This is a genomic window from Nocardioides marmoraquaticus (assembly GCF_054777915.1).
In genome coordinates this window covers 43,044-62,944 of record NZ_BAAHAA010000012.1, presented here as the reverse complement: position 1 = coordinate 62,944, position 19,901 = coordinate 43,044, and the positions used below count along the sequence as shown (strand labels likewise).

The 19,901-nt window shown below is 73.9% G+C and carries 15 protein-coding genes; 11 read left to right on the top strand and 4 right to left on the bottom strand.

Going from position 1 to position 19,901, the window contains the following annotated elements; genetic code table 11:
• Positions 1-43: 43 nt before the first annotated feature.
• On the bottom strand, positions 44-1,075 hold the full coding sequence (locus tag ACYU8I_RS10880) for an alcohol dehydrogenase catalytic domain-containing protein (protein WP_460840540.1): 1,032 nt from the start codon (positions 1,073-1,075) through the stop codon (positions 44-46).
• Complete coding sequence (locus ACYU8I_RS10875; RefSeq protein WP_460840537.1) at positions 1,075-2,784, bottom strand: alpha-glucosidase; 1,710 nt, start codon at positions 2,782-2,784, stop codon at positions 1,075-1,077. The genes ACYU8I_RS10880 and ACYU8I_RS10875 overlap by 1 nt, the downstream gene beginning before the upstream one ends.
• A gap of 559 nt (positions 2,785-3,343) precedes the next feature.
• Between ACYU8I_RS10875 and ACYU8I_RS10870 the strand changes: the two genes are divergently transcribed.
• Positions 3,344-4,648, top strand: a complete 1,305-nt coding sequence (locus ACYU8I_RS10870) for an HNH endonuclease (protein WP_460840535.1) — start codon at positions 3,344-3,346, stop codon at positions 4,646-4,648.
• Positions 4,649-4,704: 56 nt separating this feature from the next.
• Here the strand turns inward: ACYU8I_RS10870 and hppD are convergent, their stop codons facing one another.
• Entirely contained in the window at positions 4,705-5,910 is a 1,206-nt protein-coding gene (gene hppD, locus ACYU8I_RS10865) for a 4-hydroxyphenylpyruvate dioxygenase (protein ID WP_460840533.1), read from the bottom strand.
• 119 nt (positions 5,911-6,029) lie between these two features.
• Between hppD and ACYU8I_RS10860 the strand changes: the two genes are divergently transcribed.
• Genes ACYU8I_RS10860 through ACYU8I_RS10845 form a run of 4 tightly spaced genes read left to right on the top strand, consistent with a single transcriptional unit; the run spans position 6,030 to position 10,929 of the window.
• On the top strand, positions 6,030-6,533 hold the full coding sequence (locus ACYU8I_RS10860) for an Lrp/AsnC family transcriptional regulator (RefSeq protein ID WP_460840531.1): 504 nt from the start codon (positions 6,030-6,032) through the stop codon (positions 6,531-6,533).
• 12 nt (positions 6,534-6,545) lie between these two features.
• The gene (locus tag ACYU8I_RS10855) at positions 6,546-7,436 is read left to right on the top strand and encodes an alpha/beta hydrolase (RefSeq protein WP_460840529.1); all 891 of its coding nucleotides are present in this window, start codon (positions 6,546-6,548) and stop codon (positions 7,434-7,436) included.
• A 29-nt stretch (positions 7,437-7,465) separates the two neighbouring features.
• Entirely contained in the window at positions 7,466-9,742 is a 2,277-nt protein-coding gene (treS, locus tag ACYU8I_RS10850) for a maltose alpha-D-glucosyltransferase (protein ID WP_460840527.1), read from the top strand.
• Positions 9,743-9,765: 23 nt separating this feature from the next.
• The gene (locus ACYU8I_RS10845; RefSeq protein WP_460840525.1) at positions 9,766-10,929 is read left to right on the top strand and encodes a Kelch repeat-containing protein; all 1,164 of its coding nucleotides are present in this window, start codon (positions 9,766-9,768) and stop codon (positions 10,927-10,929) included.
• Positions 10,930-10,936: 7 nt separating this feature from the next.
• Here ACYU8I_RS10845 and ACYU8I_RS10840 read toward each other — a convergent pair whose 3' ends face one another.
• Positions 10,937-12,133: an ROK family transcriptional regulator gene (locus tag ACYU8I_RS10840; protein WP_460840522.1), complete on the bottom strand. Its 1,197-nt coding sequence runs from the start codon at positions 12,131-12,133 to the stop codon at positions 10,937-10,939.
• A gap of 102 nt (positions 12,134-12,235) precedes the next feature.
• Here ACYU8I_RS10840 and zwf point away from each other — a divergent pair, with 102 nt between their 5' ends.
• From zwf to ACYU8I_RS10810, 6 genes are all read left to right on the top strand, one after another.
• A complete protein-coding gene (gene zwf, locus ACYU8I_RS10835; RefSeq protein ID WP_460840521.1) occupies positions 12,236-13,744 on the top strand; it encodes a glucose-6-phosphate dehydrogenase in 1,509 nt (502 codons plus the stop codon).
• An 8-nt stretch (positions 13,745-13,752) separates the two neighbouring features.
• Positions 13,753-15,600, top strand: a complete 1,848-nt coding sequence (edd, locus tag ACYU8I_RS10830) for a phosphogluconate dehydratase (RefSeq protein WP_460840518.1) — start codon at positions 13,753-13,755, stop codon at positions 15,598-15,600.
• Entirely contained in the window at positions 15,597-16,253 is a 657-nt protein-coding gene (gene eda, locus ACYU8I_RS10825) for a bifunctional 4-hydroxy-2-oxoglutarate aldolase/2-dehydro-3-deoxy-phosphogluconate aldolase (protein WP_460840516.1), read from the top strand. The genes edd and eda overlap by 4 nt, the downstream gene beginning before the upstream one ends.
• 229 nt (positions 16,254-16,482) lie before the next feature.
• Entirely contained in the window at positions 16,483-17,661 is a 1,179-nt protein-coding gene (locus ACYU8I_RS10820) for an MFS transporter (RefSeq protein ID WP_460840515.1), read from the top strand.
• Positions 17,658-18,248 (top strand): homocysteine S-methyltransferase family protein, encoded by a 591-nt coding sequence (locus tag ACYU8I_RS10815; RefSeq protein ID WP_460840513.1) that lies wholly within the window; start codon positions 17,658-17,660, stop codon positions 18,246-18,248. The genes ACYU8I_RS10820 and ACYU8I_RS10815 overlap by 4 nt, the downstream gene beginning before the upstream one ends.
• Complete coding sequence (locus ACYU8I_RS10810; protein ID WP_460840510.1) at positions 18,245-19,849, top strand: amidohydrolase; 1,605 nt, start codon at positions 18,245-18,247, stop codon at positions 19,847-19,849. Before ACYU8I_RS10815 ends, ACYU8I_RS10810 begins: the two co-directional genes overlap by 4 nt.
• The last annotated feature ends 52 nt before the right edge of the window (positions 19,850-19,901 follow it).

Sequence of the window (19,901 nt, the reverse complement as noted above, 5' to 3'; positions counted from 1 at the left end):
AGTATGAACTCGCGGGTCGCCCGGACACGGGGTTTTCGACGGCTTACGGCGTCAGCACGGTCACGCCCGGAGTCAGCGCCGGGGCGTCGAGCTCCCGCAGGGCGGCCGGGGCCTCCGCCAGGTCGCGGGTGCGGGTCACGAGCCGTGCCGGGTCGAGCCGACCGTCGGTGACGGCGGCGAGGAGGTCGACGTACCCCCCGGCGGGCATGCCGTGGGAGCCGAGCACCTCGAGCTCGCGGGCGACCACGACGTCCATCGGCAGCGACCGGGCGTGCTCGCCGAGCAGCAGGCCCACCTGCACGTGCCGGCCGCGCGGGCGCAGGCACGACACCGACGCTGCGGCGGTCACCGGGAGGCCGACGCACTCCAGCGAGACGTGGGCGCCACCGCCGCTGAGCTCGCGGACGTGCTCGGCGGGGTCGCCCTCGGCCGGGTCGACCACGACGTGCGCGCCGAGCGCCGCGGCCATCGCCCGGGCCTCCGACGAGGGGTCGACGGCAACCACCACGGCGCCCAGGGCCCGCGCGACCATGACCGCCGAGAGCCCGACGCCGCCGCAGCCGTGCACCGCCACCCAGTCGCCGGCGCGAGGGCGGCCGTGCACGTGCACCGCGCGGAAGGCGGTGGCGACCCGGCAACCCAGCGCGGCGGCGGCGACCGGGTCGACCGCCTCGGGCAGCCGCACCAGGTTGGCCTCGGCGGCCGGCACGGCGACCAGCTCGGCCCACGAGCCGTCGCGGGTGAAGCCGGGCTGCTGCTGGTCGGGGCAGACCTGCTGCTCGCCCGCCCGGCAGAAGGCGCAGCGCCCGCAGCCGAGCACGAACGGCACCACGACCCGCTCGCCGACCGACCAGCCGCTCACCGTGTCGCCGACCGCGGCGACGGTGCCGGCGTACTCGTGCCCGGGCACCATCGGCAGCGGCACCGGGTCGTAGCCGCGCCAGGCGTGCCAGTCGGAACGGCACACGCCCGTCGCCTCGACCTGCACCAGCACCCCGTCGGGCGGGCAGTCGGGGGCCGGGACCTCGACGACCTCGGGGTCCTCGCCGTACGCCGTGTAGCGGACGGCGCGCATCAGGAGCGCAACACCCGCGCCGCCCACGGTCCGAGCGGGGCGGTCGCGCTCGTCGCGCCGCCCTCGTTGTCGAGCACCACGGCCCCGACGTCGGCCAGCGGCACGCCCGCGGCGACCGGGTCGACCGTCTCGCCCGAGAGGTTGGCGACGACGGTGAGGGTCGCGCCCTGGTGACTGCGCGTGAAGGCCCACAGCTGCTCGTGCTCGGGCAGCAGCAGGGTGAAGTCGCCGTGCGCGACGACGGGGTCGTCGTGCCGCAGCGCGATCACGCGGCGGTAGTGCGCCAGCACCGAGGCGGTGTCGTCCTCCTGGGCGTCGACGGTGACGCCGCCGGCGTGGTCGGGGTTGACCGGCAGCCAGGGCTCGCCCGTGGTGAAGCCGGCGTGGGGCGAGTCGTCCCACTGCACCGGCGTGCGGGCGTTGTCGCGGCTCTTGCGTCGCAGTGCCGCCATCACCCGCTCGGGGTCGGCGCCCCCGGCCACCGCCTGGTGGAAGTGGTTGACAGACTCGAGGTCGCGGAAGTCGTCGACCGAGGCCCACGGGGCGTTGCCCATGCCGATCTCCTCGCCCTGGTAGACGAAGGCGGTGCCGCGGTGCAGGTGCAGCACGGTCGCGAGCGCGGTGGCCGACGCGACGCGGTGCTGGGGGCTGTCGTCGCCGTACCGGCTCACGACGCGGGGCTGGTCGTGGTTGCTCCAGTAGAGGCTGTTCCAGCCGACCCCCTCGAGCCCCTCCTGCCAGCCGGCCAGGGTCGCCTTCAGCGTCGGGAGCGGCACGGGCACGACGTCCCACTTGCCGCCCGGCCCGCCGTCGAGGTCGACGTGCTCGAAGGTGAAGACCATGTCGAGCTCGCCGCGGCGCGGGTCGGTGTAGAGCCGGCCGTGCTCGACCGTCGTCACGGGGGTCTCGCCGATCGTCACCGGGGTCTCGCCGAAGGCCGTCGTCCGGCCCTCGAACACCTCGCGCCGCATCTCGGCGAGGAACTCGTGCACGCGCGGGCCGTTGAGCGACTGGCTCGCCACGCCCCCGTCGAGCGCACCGGTCGGACCGTCCTGCGGCTCGCCGTCGACCAGGCGCTTGGAGATCATGTTGATGACGTCCATGCGGAAGCCGTCGACCCCGCGGTCGAGCCACCACCGCATCATCGCGTAGACGGCCTCGCGGACCTCGGGGTTCTCCCAGTTGAGGTCAGGCTGCTCGGGGGCGAACAGGTGGAGGTAGTACTCCCCCGTCGCCTCGTCGAGCGTCCAGGCCGGGCCGGAGAAGAACGACTGCCAGGTGGTCGGCTCCGCGCCCTCCCGTGGCGAGCGCCACCAGTACCAGTCGCGCTTGGGGTTGTCGGTGCTCGAGCGGCTCTCGACGAACCACGGGTGCTGGTCGCTGGTGTGGTTGACCACCAGGTCCATGACGATCCGGATGCCGCGGGCGTGCGCCTGCTCGATGAGCTCGTCCATCTGGGCGAGGTCGCCGAACTCCGGTGCGATCGACTGGTAGTCACTGATGTCGTAGCCCATGTCGACCATCGGCGAGGCGTAGACCGGGCTGAGCCACACGGCGTCCACGCCCAGCCGCTGCAGGTGGTCGAGGTGGGCGATGATCCCGCCGAGGTCACCCACCCCGTCGCCGTCGGAGTCGGCGAAGCTCCTCGGGTAGACCTGGTAGACCACGCCGCTGTGCCACCACGGGACCTGCTCGCTCGTCTCGCTCACCGCAGCACCCTAGGGGCCCGCCCACCCCCGACCACCCCGTGCTCCCTGCGCTCCTCGGCGAGGAGCTTCGAGACCCCGTCCGACGAACGCACCGCCTCTGTCCCCCAAGTACGTCGCGCAGCGACCGTCCCCTCGCTCCCTGAGGAGGTCGCACAGCGACCGTCTCGAAGGGCCGCGCCAGTTGTCTCGCCGGGTCTTAAGGCTCGACCACCGGAAGGCGCCGCATGGGTGGTCGAGGTGCGACGAGCCCCCGGGCGAGGAGCCTCGAGACCCCGTACGACGAACGCACCGCCCTTGCTCCCTGAGGAGGTCGCGCAGCGACCGGCCTCTTGCTCCCTGAGGAGGTCGCGCAGCGACCGTCTCGAAGGGCCGCGCCAGTCGTCTCGCCGGGTCTCGAGGCTCGTCGCTTGCGCTCCTCGCACCTCGACCACCGGAGCGCGGAACTGGGGTGGTCGAGGTGCGACGAGCCCCCGGGCGAGGAGCCTCGAGACCCCGCAACCCGCACGCGGCCCTGTGCACAACCCGCACCTTGTCAGCAGTGGCAGGTAGAATCGAACACATGATCGACACCCTCACCGACGCCGCCACCACCCTGGTGACGCGCCTCGGCACGGAGGACGTCGGCCACCTTCCACCCGAGGCACTTGTCGATCTGCTCGCTGCCTGCGAACGCCTCAAGGGTGCAGCCGCAGCGTGCCAGGCCAGGGCGACCGTCGCGTTCGCCGACCACGAACGCGCAGCCGGCCGGGGTGACGGGATCGCCGTGCAGGTGGGGCTCGCCACGAGACAGTCGCCGTTCAAGGCCCGCCGGTTCGTGGGGTTCGCCCACGCGCTGGCCGAGCTGCCCCACACCCACGACGCCCTCGCCGCCGGCGAGACCAGCGAGCTCCGGGCGTTCTCCATCGCGAGGGAGACCATGCTGCTCTCGCGTGAGGACCGCGCGGCAGTCGACGCCGAGCTCAGGCAGCGCCCCGGAGGGATCGGTGCCTTGTCCGACCGCGGGGCGGAGGCCGAGGCCCGGCTCATCGGGCAACGTCTCGACCCCGCCGCCGCGGTCCGCCGCAACGCGGCTGCGGTCACGCAACGCCGGGTCTCGGTGCGACCCGCCCCCGACGGCATGGCCCGGCTATCTGCGGTGCTGCCCGTCGTCGACGGGATCAGCGTGTGGGCCGAACTGTGCCGCACCGCCGACACCGCCCGCGCCCAGAGCGATGGACGAGCACGGGGTGAGGTGATGGCCGACGAGCTCGTCGCCCGCCTGCTCGGCCGGAAGCCGACGGAGTCGACGGTCGAGGTCACCCTCGTCATGACCGACGCCGCCCTGCTCGGGTCCGACGACCCGGCCGCGCACCACGAACCCGCGCAGGTCGTCACCGACACCGGCCTGCAGGCCACCATCCCCGCCGACCACGCCCGCGGCCTCGTCCGCGACGCCGCCGAGGTCTACCTGCGCCGGCTCTACACCGACCCCCAGCGCAGCGACCTCGTCGCCATGGACTCACGCCGGCGCACCTTCACCGGCCAGCTCCGCAAGCTCCTCGTCCTCAGAGACCAGAGATGCCGCACCCCCTGGTGCGACGCCCCCATCCGCCACCTCGACCACATCCTCCGAGCCACCGACCACGGCCCCACCACCGCCGCCAACGCCCAAGGCCTCTGCGAAGCCTGCAACCACGCCAAGGAAGCAGCCCACCTCCAGCAACAGGCAAGGTTCGACGGCAGCGTCCTCACCCTGACCCCCACCGGCCACACCTACCGCGGGCACCGACCCCAACCACCCGGCAGACCGCCCAGCCCACCACCCCCGACGAGAGCCGACCGGTCACACCTCGAGACCTGGCTCCGCTCCGAGCTGCCCGCGTGAGGCGCGCACAGGTCGCGCCGCTCGCCCCCCAGGACGTGCGGCGCGACCCGGCTGGATCAGAAGTTGCCGCGCTTGGCCTGCTCGCGCTCGATGGCCTCGAAGAGCGCCTTGAAGTTGCCCTTGCCGAAGCCCAGCGAGCCGTGGCGCTCGATCAGCTCGAAGAAGACCGTCGGCCGGTCACCGATGGGCTTGGTGAAGATCTGCAGCAGGTAGCCGTCCTCGTCGCGGTCGACGAGGATCCCGCGCGACTGCAGCTCTTCGATCGGCACCCGCACCTCGCCGATGCGGGCCCGCAGCTCGGGGTCCTCGTAGTACGAGTCCGGCGTCGCGAGGAACTCGATGCCCTCGGCACGGAGCGCGTCGACGGTGGTGAGGATGTCGTTGGTGGCGAGGGCGAGGTGCTGGGCGCCGGGGCCGCCGTAGAACTCGAGGTACTCGTCGATCTGGCTCTTCTTCTGCGCCACCGCCGGCTCGTTGAGCGGGAACTTCACCCGGTGGTTGCCGTTCGCGACGACCTTGCTCATCAGGGCCGAGTAGTCGGTGGCGATGTCGTCGCCGATGAACTCCGCCATGTCGGTGAACCCCATGACGCGGTGGTAGAAGCCGACCCACTCGTCCATCCGACCGAGCTCGACGTTGCCGACGACGTGGTCGAGCGCCTGGAACAACCGCTTCGGGGCGCCCTCGCGCTTGGCGTACGTCGACGTCCGCGCGACGTAGCCGGGGAGGTAGGGGCCGGTGTAGCGGCTGCGGTCGACCAGCGTGTGCCGGGTCTCGCCGTACGTCGCGATGGCCGCGAGGCGCACGGTGCCGTGCTCGTCGGTGACGTCGTGGGGCTCGACCAGCACGGTCGCCCCCGTGGAGCGGGCGTGGGCGATGCACTGGTCGACGTCGACGACCTCGAGGGCGATGTCGGTGACGCCGTCACCGTGGCGGGCGTGGTGGGCGATGACGTCGGAGTCGGGCGCGACCCCACCGTTGACGACGAATCGGACGCCGCCGCTGCGCAGCACGTAGGAGTGGTGGTCTCGGTTGCCGGTCTCGGGGCCGGAGTAGGCGACGAGCTCCATGCCGAACGCGGAGGTGAAGAAGTGGGCGGTCTGGGTGGCGTTGCCCACCGCCCAGACGACCGCGTCCCAGCCGACGACCGGGAACGGGTCGCTCTCCGGGTCGTGCTCGACCAGGCCGACCAGCTGCGTGAGCGTGTCGAGGTCGAGGTCGGCGAGCCGCTCGGCGTCGGTGAGGGTCTGCTCCAGCGTCATGGCGCGATGCTGGACCGACCGTGTCGCGGTGGGCAACCTGCGCGTGTCGTGGTGGTCAGGGTGCCGGTTCTGGCGCGGATCAACGCACGCGGACTGGTCGGTCTGACTAGCATCGACCCGTGGAGCCCCACCGCCTGGACACCCTCGACCTGGCCCTGCTGCAGGCCCTGGCCGACCACCCCCGCGTCGGCGACCTCGAGCTCTCGCGCGTGCTCTCGGTCGCCCGGGCCACCGTGCAGAGCCGGATCCGGCGCCTCGAGCAGGCAGGCGTGGTGCGCGGCTGGAGCCCGGCAGTCTCGCTCGAGGCGGCCGGCTTCGCGGTCAGCGCCTTCGTCAGCCTCGAGATCGCCCAAGGGGCGCTCGACTCCGTGCGCGAGGAGCTGCTCGCCATCGCGGGCGTCGTCGAGGCGTGGGTGACCACCGGCACCTCCGACGTGCTGTGCCGGGTCGTCGCCGAGCACCACGGCGGGCTGCAGCAGGTGCTGCTCGACCTCAACCGCTCCACCCGGGTGGTCCGCTCGACCAGCGTGATGGTGCTCTCCACCCTGATCGAGCGCCGCACGCTCCCCCTGCTCGCCACCACCGCAGCGGACAGAGGGTCGCGCTCGCCCGCCCATCGCTGAGAGGGTCCCGCCATGGCTCGGCGCGACATCACCATCCCTGCCGGCGACACCACCCTCGCGGCGTGGCACTACCCGGGCCGCGGCGACGCGGCGCCGGTGATCGTGATGGCGCACGGGCTGGGCGGGGTCAAGGAGATGCGGCTCGACGCCTTCGCCGAGCGGTTCCAGGCCGCGGGCTACGCCTGCCTGGTCTTCGACTACCGCTCCTTCGGCGCCAGCGGGGGCGAGCCGCGCCGCATCGTCAACGTGCGACGACAGCTCGACGACTGGCGCGCCGCCGTCGCCCGCGCCCGGACCCTGCCCGGGGTCGACCCGGAGCGGGTGGTGCTGTGGGGCACCTCGTTCAGCGGCGGCCACGTGCTCGTGGTCGGCGCCGAGGACCACCGGGTGGCCGCGGTCGTCTCGCAGTGCCCCTTCACCGACGGTCCCGCCTCGGGGCTCGCCATGTCCGCACGCACCACGGCGAGGTTGGCGCCGTACGTCGCCCGCGACCTGGTGCGTGCGGCCCGCGGCCGCGAGCCCGTGCGCGTGCCCGCTGCCGGTCCGGAGGGCAGCGCCGCGCTGATGACGGCGCCCGACGCCCTGCCCGGCTACGGCGCCCTGCGCGACGCCACCGGCCTGGCCGACCTGCGTGAGGACGTGGCCGCCCGCCTCGGCCTCGCGATCCTCGGCTACCGCCCGGGGCGGCGCGCCGCGGACGTGACGGTCCCCCTGTTCGCCGCCGTCTGCGCCGGCGACACGGTCGCGCCGTCCGGGCCCTCGCTGCGGCACCTGCGGCGGGCCCCGCGGGCCGAGGTGAAGCAGTACGACCACGGCCACTTCGAGATCTACCTCGGCGAGCCGTTCGAGGAGGTCGTCGCCGACGAGCTCGACTTCCTGGGCAGGCACGTCCCGGCGGTTTGACCACCGAGCACGGTGGCAACATGACACGCATGGCCGACCCCGTCCTGCCCCCCGACCCGGACGAGCCCGAGACGATCGTCGAGGAGGCCGTCGAGCACGAGCCCTCCGAGGTGACCTACGCCGAGCAGTTCTTCCCGGCCCGGCCCCGGGCGCTCCGCCCCCGCGCACGGCTGCGGCCGCAGGGCAGCCCGACCCAGGGCGAGGACCGCACCGGCGAGGCCGCCGGCACCAACCCGTTCTACGTCGCCTGGCTGCAGCGTGGCTCGATGCTGCGCGACGCCAACGCGCTCGCGGGCCAGTTCTCAGGGCGCGGCAGCATGTGGCAGCGGCCCTTCGCGACGCCCGACCCGCGCGAGGCGATCCGCACCGCCGGCGTGTGGTTCACGGCGTACCCGCTGTCGCTCTACACCAAGCCGGGCACGAGCTTCCTCGGCACGCTGGCCGACCCCGACCTGTGGAGCGTCTTCGAGACGATCGGCATCCAGGGGCTGCACACCGGGCCGGTGAAGCGGGCCGGCGGGCTCGCGGGGTGGGAGCCGACGCCGAGCGTCGACGGCCACTTCGACCGCATCAGCACCGAGATCGACGACGCCTTCGGCACCGAGGACGACTTCCGCACCATGTGCGAGGTGGCCACGCAGCACGGCGGCACGATCATCGACGACATCGTGCCGGGCCACACCGGCAAGGGCGCCGACTTCCGGCTCGCCGAGATGGGTGTCGACGACTACCCGGGCATCTACCACATGGTCGAGATCGAGCCCGACGACTGGCACCTGCTGCCCGAGGTGCGCCCGGGCCGCGACAGCGCCAACCTCGACGCCGAGACCGAGGACCAGCTCGCCAAGGCGGGCTACATCATCGGCCAGCTGCAGCGCGTCATCTTCTACGACCCGGGCGTCAAGGACACCAACTGGTCGGTGACCGCGCCGGTCGTCGGCCCCGACGGCGTCGAGCGCCGCTGGGTCTACCTGCACTACTTCAAGGAGGGCCAGCCCTCCATCAACTGGCTCGACCCCACCTTCGCCGGCATGCGGCTGGTGATGGGCGACGCGCTGCACTCGCTCGGCGACCTCGGCACCGGTGCGCTGCGCCTCGACGCCAACGGCTTCCTCGGCGTCGAGAAGAGCGTCGAGGGCCCGGCCTGGTCGGAGGGCCACCCGCTCTCCGAGGCGGCCAACCACCTGATCGCGAGCATGGTGCGCAAGGTCGGCGGCTTCACCTTCCAGGAGCTCAACCTCACCATCGACGACATCCGCGAGACCTCCGAGGCGGGCGCCGACCTGTCCTACGACTTCGTCAACCGCCCGGCCTACCACCACGCGCTGGCCTGCGCCGACACCGAGTTCCTGCGGCTGACGCTCAACCTGTCGCTCGAGCACGCGGTGCCGCCCATCGGCCTGGTGCACGCGCTGCAGAACCACGACGAGCTCACCTACGAGCTGGTGCACTTCGCGACCCGCCACAAGGACGACGAGTACACCTTCCGCGGCGAGACCATCCTCGGGGGCGACCTCGCCGAGACCGTGCGCGCCGACCTCGTCGAGCACCTCACCGGCCCGTCAGCGCCCTACAACGCCATCTTCACCACCAACGGCATCGCCTCGACCACGGCGAGCGTGATCGCGGCATCGCTCGGCGTCACCGACCTCGACGACATCGACGACGAGACGGCCGACGACATCAAGCAGGCCCACCTGCTGCTCGCGATGTTCAACGCCTGGCAGCCGGGGGTCTTCGCGCTCTCCGGGTGGGACCTCAGCGGCATGCTGCCGCTGCCCCGCGAGCAGGTGCGCCACCTCCTGGCCGGCGGCGACACCCGCTGGATCCACCGGGCGACCTACGACCTGATGGGCTACGAGCCCGACCCCGAGGCGAGCGTCACCCGGCGCGACCGGATGCCGCGCGGTCGCAGCCTGTACGGCGCGCTGCCCGACCAGCTGCGCGACCCCGAGTCGTTCGCCAGCCGGCTCTCGCAGGTGCTGGCCGTCCGCGACGCCTCCGGCGTGGCCACCGCGACCCAGGTCGACGTACCCCCCGTCAGCCACAAGGGCATGCTCGTCATGGTCCACCTCGTCGCCGACGGCGAGCACGCGGGCCACCACCAGGTCACCGTGCTCAACTTCTCGGCCGAGGACGTCATGGGCACGGTGCGCTCGGAGGAGCTCCCCGCCGGCGCGCTGGTGACCGACCTGGCCGACGGCCTCGAGGTCGGCACCGTCGACGAGCTGCAGAGCTTCATCGTCACGCTCGCGCCGTTCGAGGGCCTCTCGCTCGTCGTGGTGCCGCCGACCGAGGAGGACTGACCGCGGAACCCACCCGCGGGCCGGTGCGTCCCACAGGCGTGCGCCGTCTCCTCGTGGTCCTGCTCGCCCCCGCGCTGCTCGCGCCCCTGGCGGGGTGCGGCGACGCCCGGACGGCCACCGCGGGGACAGGCTGGGAGCGGCTGCCGGACCCGCCGCTGCCGCCGCGCCTCCACGGCGTCGTCGCCACCGTCGACGACCGCGTGGTCGCGCTCGGCGGCGACCAGGGGCCGCCGTGCCCGCCGGACGCCGACTGCGTCGATCGCTCCGACCACGCCGTCGACGGGGCGGCGTACGACCCGGCGACCGGGCGCTGGACCCCGATCGCCGACGCGCCGGAGCGCGTGACCGAGTACGCCGTCCACGCCGTCGTCGGCACCACGCTGCACGTCGTCGGCAAGGCCGGCGACCTGCTGTCGTACGACGCTCCGGCCGACCGCTGGAGCAGCCGGCCGTTCCCCGGCGGGGGCACCTGGTGGTCGCTCGCGCCCGCCGGCGACCGGCTGCTCGCGTACCCGGGGAGCAACGAGGCCGAGGGGCGGGACCTGCCCGACCTCGTGCTGGGCGACGACGGGTGGGAGGAGCTGCCGGAGCATCCGCTCGGTCGGCTCTTCGACCGCCAGCTGGTCGCCGCGGGCGACGACACCCTCGTGCTGCTCGGCAAGCGGATCCTGCCCGGCGGCGGCATCGAGGATCCCGCCCTGCTCCGCGGTGCGGTGCTGCGCGACGGGAGCTGGACCGAGCTGCCCAGCACGCGCCAGCTCGGGGGCAGTGGTTTCACGTGGACCGGTGAGCGGCTCGTCGACGCCACGACCGGGGGCGCCGACGGCGGCGAGACGGACAACTACGGCGAGGTGCTGCCCTTCGGCGGCACGCTCGACCCGGCGACCGGCACCTGGGGCCGGTTGCCCGACGTCCCCGACGAGCTCTCGGGCGGGTGGCCGGCGTACACCCGGCAGCCGAGGCCCGACACGGTCGTCGCCCGCGACGGCTGGGTCTACGACGACGCCTCCCGCACGTGGACCGAGGTGCCACGACCGGCCGGCGGCCCCGACGAGCCGGGGCCCGCCACGTGGCTCGGGCGCGACCTCGTCGTCGTGGGCGGACGCTCCGATCCGGACACCGTCGTCGTCGGCGAGATGACCGCCGAGGACACCTACGACCGCGGCGCGTGGGTGCTGCGGCGCTGAGACGACCTCAGCGGCCGGCGAGCACCCGGTCGACCGCGGCCGAGTCGAGCACGTTCGACAGCGCGAGGGCGGCGCAGCCGACCACGCCGGAGCGCTCGCCGTGCGTCAGCGGCACGATGGCGAGGTCGCGGGTGGACAGGGCGGTGGCGGTCGAGTAGAGCGACTCGCGCAGGCCGGCGACGAAGGGGTCGTAGGCGCCGGCGAGGTCGCCACCCACGACGACCACCTCGGGGTTGAGCAGGTTGACGGCGGCGGCGAGCACCTCGCCGATGCGGCGGCCGGCCGTGCGCACCAGCTGCCGGGCAGCACCCTCGCCCTGGGCGGCGAGCGCGACGAGGTCGCGCACGTGGCCGACCTCGATGCCGGTCTCGCGGGCGGCCTGCACCAGCGCCCAGCCCGACGCGACGGTCTCGAGGCACCCGGTGTCGCCGCAGCGGCACGGCAGCGAGTCGGCGGGCGCGGTCTTGGTGTGGCCGACCTCGCCGGCGGCACCGAGCGCGCCCCGCACGAGCTGGCCTCGCACCACGACCCCGACCCCGACGCCGGTCGAGGCCTTGACGAAGAGCAGCTGACGGTGCCGCTGCAGGTGGCCGCGCCGCTCCGACAGGGCCATGACGTTGGCGTCGTTGTCGATGAAGACGGGCGCGTCGGTGAGCGCGGCGACGTACGGCGACAGCGGGACGCCGTCCCAGCCGGTCATGATGGGCGAGTCGAGGCTGGCGCCCTTCTCGACGTCGACGGTGCCGGGGATCGACATGCCGACGCCCCGCACGTCGGCGGCGTCTCGACCCGCCTCGGCGAGCAGCTCGCCCATCAGGCCGACCGCCCGGGGCATCAGCTCCTCCGGGGTGGTGCCGACCTCCTGGTCGACGTCGCGGGCGAGGAGGATCTCGCCGTCGAGGTCGCACACCGCGAGCTGGGTGCGGCTGCGCCCGATGGCGGCGGCGAGCACGACGCCCGAGTCGCGGTCGAAGCGCAGCCGCAGCGGAGGACGGCCGGGGGCGCCGGGTCGGGGCTCGTCGGCCACCTCGCGCACCAGGCCCGAGTCGATGAGTGCCTGCACCCGCGCGGCCACGGCGGTGCGGGACAGGCCGGTCAGGCGGCCGATCTCGCTGCGGGTGTCGGCGCGGTCGTCGCGCACGAGCGAGAACACCTCGCCGGTGGTGGCTGGACCGCCCCAGGAGAGCTCGGGCACGAGGCCCATGACACCACCGTTCCTCTCGTCCACCCGTGGCTGGTCTATTTTTACCTCAGAAATGCATAACTGCGCTTGCTCACGTGCATAACCCTCCGTACCGTCGTCGCCATGACGTCCCCCGGATCCCCCCACGGCGCCGTGCCCGCGGCCGACGTCGTCGTCTTCGGCGGCACCGGTGACCTCGCCGTGCGCAAGCTGCTGCCCGCGCTCTACCAGCGCGACCGCGACGGCACCCTGCCCGCCGAGACGCGCATCGTCGCCACCTCCCGCGCCGGCCTCGACGACGCCGGCTACCGCGACAAGATCCGCGGCGAGCTGCCCCGCTTCGTCGCCGACGCCGACCTCGACCCGACCGCGCTCGAGCGCTTCCTGGCGCGGCTGTCCCACCTCAGCCTCGACATCGCAGCTTGTCCTGAGGAGCCGAGGGACGAGGCGTCACGAAGGGACTGGCAGCGGCTCGGCGAGCGCCTGCAGCACCCCGACGTCGTCCGCGTCTTCTACCTCGCGATCTCGCCGAGCCTGTTCGGCACCGTCGCGCAGCGCCTCGAGGCGCACGGCCTGGTGACCGACGCCTCCCGCCTCGTGCTGGAGAAGCCCATCGGCACCGACCTGGCCTCGGCGCAGGCGATCAACGACGCCGTCGGCGCGGTCTTCGCCGAGCACCAGATCTTCCGCATCGACCACTACCTCGGCAAGGAGAGCGTGCAGAACCTCCTGGTCACGCGCTTCGCCAACACCTTCCTCGAGCCGCTGTGGAACGCCGGCTCGATCGACCACGTGCAGATCACCGCCTCCGAGACGCTCGGCGTCGGCGGCCGCGCCGGCTACTACGACGGCTCGGGTGCGCTGCGCGACATGGTGCAGAACCACCTGCTCCAGCTGCTCTGCCTCGTCGCCATGGAGCCGCCGACCTACGTCGGCCGCGAGACCGTCCGCGACGAGAAGCTCAAGGTCCTGCAGGCCCTCAAGCCCCTCGTGGGCGCCGACGTCGACCAGCACGTGGTCGCCGGCCAGTACGGCGTCGGGCTCGTCGAGGGCGAGCCCGCGGCGTCGTACGCCGAGGAGCTCGAGCGCAGCTCGACGACGGAGACCTTCGTCGCCCTCAAGGCCGAGGTCGCCAACTGGCGCTGGGCCGGCGTGCCGTTCTACCTGCGCACCGGCAAGCGGCTCGAGCGCCGCGCGTCGGAGATCGTCGTGCAGTTCAAGGACGTGCCGCACCCGATGTTCCCGCACGCCGAGGGCGCCTCGGAGCCCAACCGGCTGGTGATCCGGCTGCAGCCCGAGGAGGGCATGCGCCTGCACCTGACCGCCAAGGAGCCCGGCCCCGGCGGCATCCGGCTGCGGCCGGTCTCGCTCGACCTCAACTACTCGAGCACCTTCGCCGAGCGATCGCCGGAGGCCTACGAGCGGCTCCTCGGCGACGTCATCCGCGGCAACCCGCAGCTGTTCATGCGTCGCGACGAGGTCGAGGCCGCCTGGCGGTGGGTGGAGCCGATCCACGAGCGCTGGGCCGAGACCCGCGCGACGCCGCGCCGCTACCCCGCCGGGACGTCCGGCCCCTACGCCGCCACCACGCTGATCGAGCGCGACGGGCGCTCCTGGCACGAGCACGAGTGAGGAACCCCATGGCACCGAAGCCCCACCCCGTCCTGGCCGAGGTCACGGCCCGGATCACCGAGCGCAGCCGCGACGAGCGGGCGGCGTACCTGCGCCGCCTCGACGCCGCCGCCTCCCGCGGCCCGATGCGCAGCAAGCTGGCCTGCGCCAACCTCGCGCACGGCTTCGCCGCCTCGGGCGAGGTCGACAAGGCCGCGCTGCGCGGCAAGGTCAAGCCCAACGTCGCGATCGTGTCGGCCTACAACGACATGCTCTCGGCGCACCAGCCCTTCGAGTCGTTCCCCGCGCAGCTCAAGCGCGCGGTGATCCGCTCCGGCGGCATCGCCCAGTTCGCCGGCGGCGTGCCCGCGATGTGCGACGGCATCACCCAGGGGCGCGACGGCATGCAGCTGTCGCTGTTCAGCCGCGACGTCATCGCGATGTCGACGGCGATCGCGCTCTCGCACGACATGTTCGACGCGACCCTGATGCTCGGCGTCTGCGACAAGATCGTGCCGGGCATGCTCATCGGTGCGCTGTCCTTCGGGCACCTGCCGGCCGTCTTCGTGCCCGCCGGCCCGATGACCTCCGGCCTCCCGAACTCCGAGAAGGCCCGCATCCGCCAGGCGTACGCCGCCGGCGAGCTCGGCCGCGAGGAGCTGCTCGAGGCCGAGTCGGCGTCGTACCACTCGGCCGGCACCTGCACCTTCTACGGCACCGCGAACTCCAACCAGCTGCTGATGGAGGTCATGGGCCTGCACCTGCCCGGCGCGAGCTTCGTCAACCCCGGCACCCCGCTGCGCGAGGCGCTGACCGACGCCGCCGCCGAGCGCGCCGTCGCCCTGACCGCCTGGGGCGAGAGCTTCACGCCGGTCGGCCGCGTGGTAGACGAGAAGGCGATCGTCAACGGCTGCGTCGCGCTGCTCGCCACCGGCGGCTCGACCAACCACACCATGCACCTCGTGGCCATCGCGAAGGCCGCCGGCATCACGCTGACCTGGGACGACCTCGCCGACCTGTCGGCGGTCGTGCCGCTGCTGGCGCGGGTCTACCCCAACGGCAAGGCCGACATCAACCACTTCCACGCCGCCGGCGGGCTCGGCTTCACCGTGCACACGCTGCTCAAGCACGGACTGCTCCACGACGACGTGCAGACCGTCGCCGGCCACGGCCTGTGGCGTTACACCAGCGAGGCCCGTCTCATCGGCGGCGAGCTGACCTGGGAGGAGGGCCCGAAGCGCTCGCTCGACACCGAGGTGCTGCGCGGCGCCGACGACCCGTTCGGCAGCGACGGCGGCCTGCGGATGCTCGAGGGCAACCTCGGCCGCTCGGTCATCAAGACCTCCGCGGTCAAGCCCGAGCACCGCCAGGTCAAGGCGCCCGCCCGGGTCTTCGACGACCAGGACGACTTCCTGCGCGCCTTCGAGGCCGACGACCTGCCGGGAGACTTCGTCGCGGTGATCCGCTTCCAGGGCCCGGCCGCCAACGGCATGCCCGAGCTGCACAAGCTCAACCCCGCCCTCGGGGTGCTGCAGGACCGCGGCCAGCGCGTCGCCGTCGTCACCGACGGCCGCATGAGCGGGGCCTCCGGCAAGGTGCCCGCCGCCATCCACCTCACCCCCGAGGCCTCCGTCGGCGGCCCGCTCGCCCGCGTGCGCGACGGCGACCTCATCACCCTCGACGCCGACGCCGGCCTGCTCGAGCTGAACCTCAACCAGGGCGAGCTCGACGCCCGGTCCGCCGACGCCGCCGACGACTCCTTCGTCTTCGGCACCGGCCGCGAGCTCTTCGCCGCGTTCCGCTCCGCCGTCGGCCCCGCCGACGAGGGCGCCTCGGTCTTCGGCGCCGCCTTCACCACCCGCCGGGAGGCACTGTGACCGCGACGATCGTCTCGACAGGCTCGACGAGCGAGGGCTCCGGCGGCCTCGTCGACCGCACCCCGGTCGTCCCCGTCGTCGTGCTGCACGACGTCGCCCAGGCCGTGCCCGTCGCCGAGGCGCTGCTCGAGGGCGGCGTACCCGTGATCGAGCTGACACTGCGCACCCCCGCCGCGCTCGCGTGCGCCGAGGCGATCGCCAGCGCGGTGCCCGACATCCTGCTGGGGCTCGGCACCGTGGTGACGCCCGCCAACGCCCGCGACGCGGCCAGCGCGGGCGCACAGTTCCTGGTCTCCCCCGGTACGACGGACACCCTCGCCGCCGCCATGCAGGCCACGGGCCTCCCGCACCTGCCCGGCGCGGCCACGGTGAGCGAGGTGCTGCGGCTGCTCGAGCTCGGCTACGAGGAGATGAAGTTCTTCCCCGCCGAGCAGTCCGGCGGTGCGTCCTTCCTGACGTCGCTCGGCGCCCCGGTGCCGCAGGCGCGGTTCTGCCCCACCGGCGGCATCACGCCCGCGACCGCCGCGTCGTACCTCGCGCTGCCCAACGTCGGCTGCGTCGGCGGCACCTGGATCACCCCCGCCGACGCCGTCGCCGACCGCGACTGGACCCGCATCACCCGCCTCGCCGCCGAGACCCTCGACCTGCGCTGACTCGCCCCGGGGCTCAGGCACCTCGACCACCAGGGGGATGGTCGAGGTGCCTGCGCCTGCCGAGGGATGGTCGAGCCGGGAGCCGCGGCGTACGGCAAGCCCGTTGACCCGGGGCGACCTGCGCGCCAGCCTGGGCGGCATGCGCGAGCCTTGACCCATCGACACCGACCCCCGACCGACCCGCTCCCTCGAGTGGCGCCTGCTCGCGTGGCAGGCGCTCGACGAGGCGATGCCGATCTTCCCGGTCTACGCCTTGCTGTTCGCCGACGCGGGGCTGTCGGTGGGCGAGATCTCGCTGCTCCTCGTGCTCTGGTCGGTGGTCGGGATCGTGCTCGAGGTGCCGTCGGGAGCGTGGGCCGACACGGTGTCGCGGCGGGCGCTGCTCGCCGCCGGCTCCGTGACGTACGGCGCGGCCTTCGCGACGTGGGTGCTGTTCCCCAGCCTGGCGGGGTTCGCGGTCGGGTTCTGCCTGTGGGGACTGTCGGGGGCGCTGACGTCGGGCACCTTCCAGGCCCTGGCGTACGACGAGCTGGCCGCGGCGGGCGCTCGTGACCGCTACGCGCGGGTGATCGGGCTGGGCCACGCACTGGCGATCGCGGCGATGACGCTGGCCACGCTGGCGGCCGCGCCGCTGCTCGCGATGGGCGGCTACGCGCTGGCCGGCTGGGTGAGCGTGGCGGTGTGCGCGGTGCAGCTGGGGGTGGTGCTGTCGCTGCCGGGCGCGCCGCGGGTGGTGTCGGCCGAGGACGTCGACGACCTCGACGAGGGTCCCCCGCCAGCGGCCACCGTCGCGCGCCCCGGGGCGTGGGCGCGCTGGCGCCACGCACTGCGCACGGGCCTGACGGAGGCGACGACGTCGGCGCTGGTGCGGGGCGCGGTGCTGGCGAGCGGGGCGGTGCTGGCGCTGCAGTTCCTCGACGAGTACTTCGGGCTGCTGCTGCGCGAGCAGGGCGCGGCGCTGGTGCTCGTGCCGCTGCTGCTGGGCGTGACCAGCGCGGGCGAGGTCGTCGGCGCCCTGGTCGCCTCGCGGGGCGCCGGGTGGTCGCCCGCTCGGGTCGGTGCGGTCGTCTCGGCCGCGGGAGCCCTGGTCGCCGTCGGTGCGTGGGTGGGCGACCCGCTGGTGGCCGCCCTGGTGCTGGCCGTCGGCTACGGCCTGGTGCAGCTCGCGGTCGTGACGACGGAGGTGCGGCTGCAGGACAGCATCGAGGCCGACGCCCGGGCCACCGTGATCTCGACGTCCAACGTGCTCGCCGAGGTCCTCTCGGTGGCGGCGTACGTCGCCGTCGCCGTGCTGGCCGCCGACAGCGTCGCCACCCCCGTGCTCGTGACGGGACTGCTCGCCGTCGCCCTCGGCGCGGTGGTCGCCCGCGTGCTGCCGGCCGCGCGTCCGGCAGGATCACCCGCGTGAGCACCCCCTTCGTCACCCGGCTGACGGGCGAGCTGCCGGTGCTGCTCGACGGCGGCATGTCCAACGCCCTGGAGGACGACGGCGCCGACCTCTCCGACGCCCTGTGGACCGCCCGCATCCTGCTGGAGGTGCTGGCGGCATCCGGCCCCGACGTGCTCGCGGTCGAGACGGTGCCCGACGTCGACGAGGCCGCGGTGCTCGTCGCCCTGCTCGACGAGCTCGGCCTCTCGGCCTGGCTGTCGTACGCCGTCTCCGGCGACCGCACCCGGGCGGGCCAGCCGCTCGACGAGGCGTACGCCGTCGCGGCCGGCAGCACCGCCGTGGTCGCCGCCGGGGTCAACTGCTCCGCCCCGGCCGACGTGGCCGCCGCCGTGGGTGCGGCCGTCACGGCGACGGGCAGGCCGGGGATCGCCTACCCCAACCGCGGCGAGGACTGGGACGCCCACGAGAAGCGCTGGCGAGGCACCGGCACCGGCGACCCCGCCGACGCCGAGGCGTGGGTCGCGGCCGGGGCCCGGCTCGTCGGTGGCTGCTGCCGCGTCGGGCCCGCCGACGTCAGCGCGCTGAGGGAGAGGATCACGGCGTGAGCCACGAGCCCTTCGCCGTCACCGGCGCCCGCGTCTTCGACGGCCACCGCTACCGCGGCGACGTGGGCCCGGTGCTCGTCGAGGCCGGCCGCGTCAGCGCGGTCGGCCGCGACGTGCCGGCCGGGTGGGGCACCGTCGAGGCCGCCGGGGCACTGCTGTCCCCCGGCTTCACCGACGCCCACGTCCACGTCGTGCAGGGCGGGCTCGAGCGCATCCGCTGCGACCTGTCCGGCCTCGAGGGCCGCGACGCCTACCTCGCGGCCGTGGCGTCGTACGCCGCGGCGAGTGACCGCGAGTGGGTGCTCGGCGGCGGCTGGGCGATGGCGGCCTTCCCGGGCGGCACCCCCACGGCCACCGACCTCGACACCGCGGTCGCCGACCGGCCGGTCTTCCTGGCCAACCGTGACCACCACGGCGCCTGGGTCAACAGCTGCGCGCTCGAGCTCGCCGGTATCCACGCGGGAACGCCCGACCCGGCCGACGGCCGCATCGAGCGCGACGCCGACGGCCACCCCACGGGCACGCTCCACGAGGGCGCGATGGCCCTCGTGACACGGCTGCTGCCCGCCACCACCGAGCAGGAGCACGACGCCGCCCTGCTCGCGGGCCAGTCCTACCTCCACTCGCTGGGCGTGGTGGGCTGGCAGGACGCCATCGTCGGGGCCTACTCGGGCATGGACGACTGCGGCCCGACGTACCTCCGCGCAGCCCAGCGCGGCACCCTGACGGGCCACGTCGTGGGTGCGCTGTGGTGGGACCGCGAGGCCGGGCTCGAGCAGCTGCCGTCGCTGCTCGAGCGGCGGGCGGCGTACACCCACGGCCGGTTCCGCGCGACGAGCGTCAAGATCATGCAGGACGGCGTGGCGGAGAACTTCACCGCGGCGATGACCGCGCCGTACCTCGACCGCTGCGGGCACCCGACGCGCAACGACGGGCTGTCGTTCGTCGACGCCGCGCTGCTGCGGCGCGCGGTGCCGGCGCTCGCGGCGGAGGGCTTCCAGGTGCACGTGCACGCCATCGGCGACCGCGGGGTGCGCGAGGCGCTCGACGCCCTCGAGCTCGCCGCGCCGGGCCGGCACCACGTGGCCCACCTGCAGGTGGTGCACCCCGACGACGTACGACGCTTCGCCGCGGCGGGGGTGGCGGCCAACTGCCAGGCGCTCTGGGCGTGCCTCGACGACCAGATGGTCGACCTGACGCTGCCGTTCCTCGGGCCCGAGCGGGCCGGCTGGCAGTACCCCTTCGGCGAACTGCACCGCGCCGGCACCCGCCTGGTGATGGGCTCCGACTGGCCGGTCTCGACGCCCGACCCGCTGACCGCCATCCACGTCGCGGTCAACCGCTGGGACCACGAGGAGCGGCAGGAGGAGCGCCGGCAGCCGTTCCTGCCCGAGCAGGCGCTCGACCTCGAGACCGCGTTCGCGGCGTACACCTCCGGGTCGGCGTGGGTCGACGGTCGCGAAGACGTCGCCGGCACCCTCGAGCCGGGCCGTGAGGCCGACCTGGTGCTGCTCGACCGCGACCCGTTCGCGGCCCCGGTCGACGAGGTCGGTGCCGCCCGCGTCGCCGCCACGTGGGTCGGGGGCGTGCCGGTGGCCTAGTGCGTCGCTCGCGCGCACTAGACCGCAGGCGCCCACCGTGGCGGTCCGGAAC

Excerpts from the sequence above, each read along its gene's own strand:
- zwf (WP_460840521.1), top strand. The coding sequence starts at position 12,236 with ATGACGTCCCCCGGATCCCCCCACGGCGCCGTGCCCGCGGCCGACGTC.
- ACYU8I_RS10880 (WP_460840540.1), bottom strand. The coding sequence starts at position 1,075 with ATGCGCGCCGTCCGCTACACGGCGTACGGCGAGGACCCCGAGGTCGTC.
- ACYU8I_RS10820 (WP_460840515.1), top strand. The coding sequence starts at position 16,483 with ATGCCGATCTTCCCGGTCTACGCCTTGCTGTTCGCCGACGCGGGGCTG.
- treS (WP_460840527.1), top strand. The coding sequence starts at position 7,466 with ATGGCCGACCCCGTCCTGCCCCCCGACCCGGACGAGCCCGAGACGATC.
- ACYU8I_RS10855 (WP_460840529.1), top strand. The coding sequence starts at position 6,546 with ATGGCTCGGCGCGACATCACCATCCCTGCCGGCGACACCACCCTCGCG.
- ACYU8I_RS10840 (WP_460840522.1), bottom strand. The coding sequence starts at position 12,133 with ATGGGCCTCGTGCCCGAGCTCTCCTGGGGCGGTCCAGCCACCACCGGC.
- hppD (WP_460840533.1), bottom strand. The coding sequence starts at position 5,910 with ATGACGCTGGAGCAGACCCTCACCGACGCCGAGCGGCTCGCCGACCTC.
- ACYU8I_RS10870 (WP_460840535.1), top strand. The coding sequence starts at position 3,344 with ATGATCGACACCCTCACCGACGCCGCCACCACCCTGGTGACGCGCCTC.
- edd (WP_460840518.1), top strand. The coding sequence starts at position 13,753 with ATGGCACCGAAGCCCCACCCCGTCCTGGCCGAGGTCACGGCCCGGATC.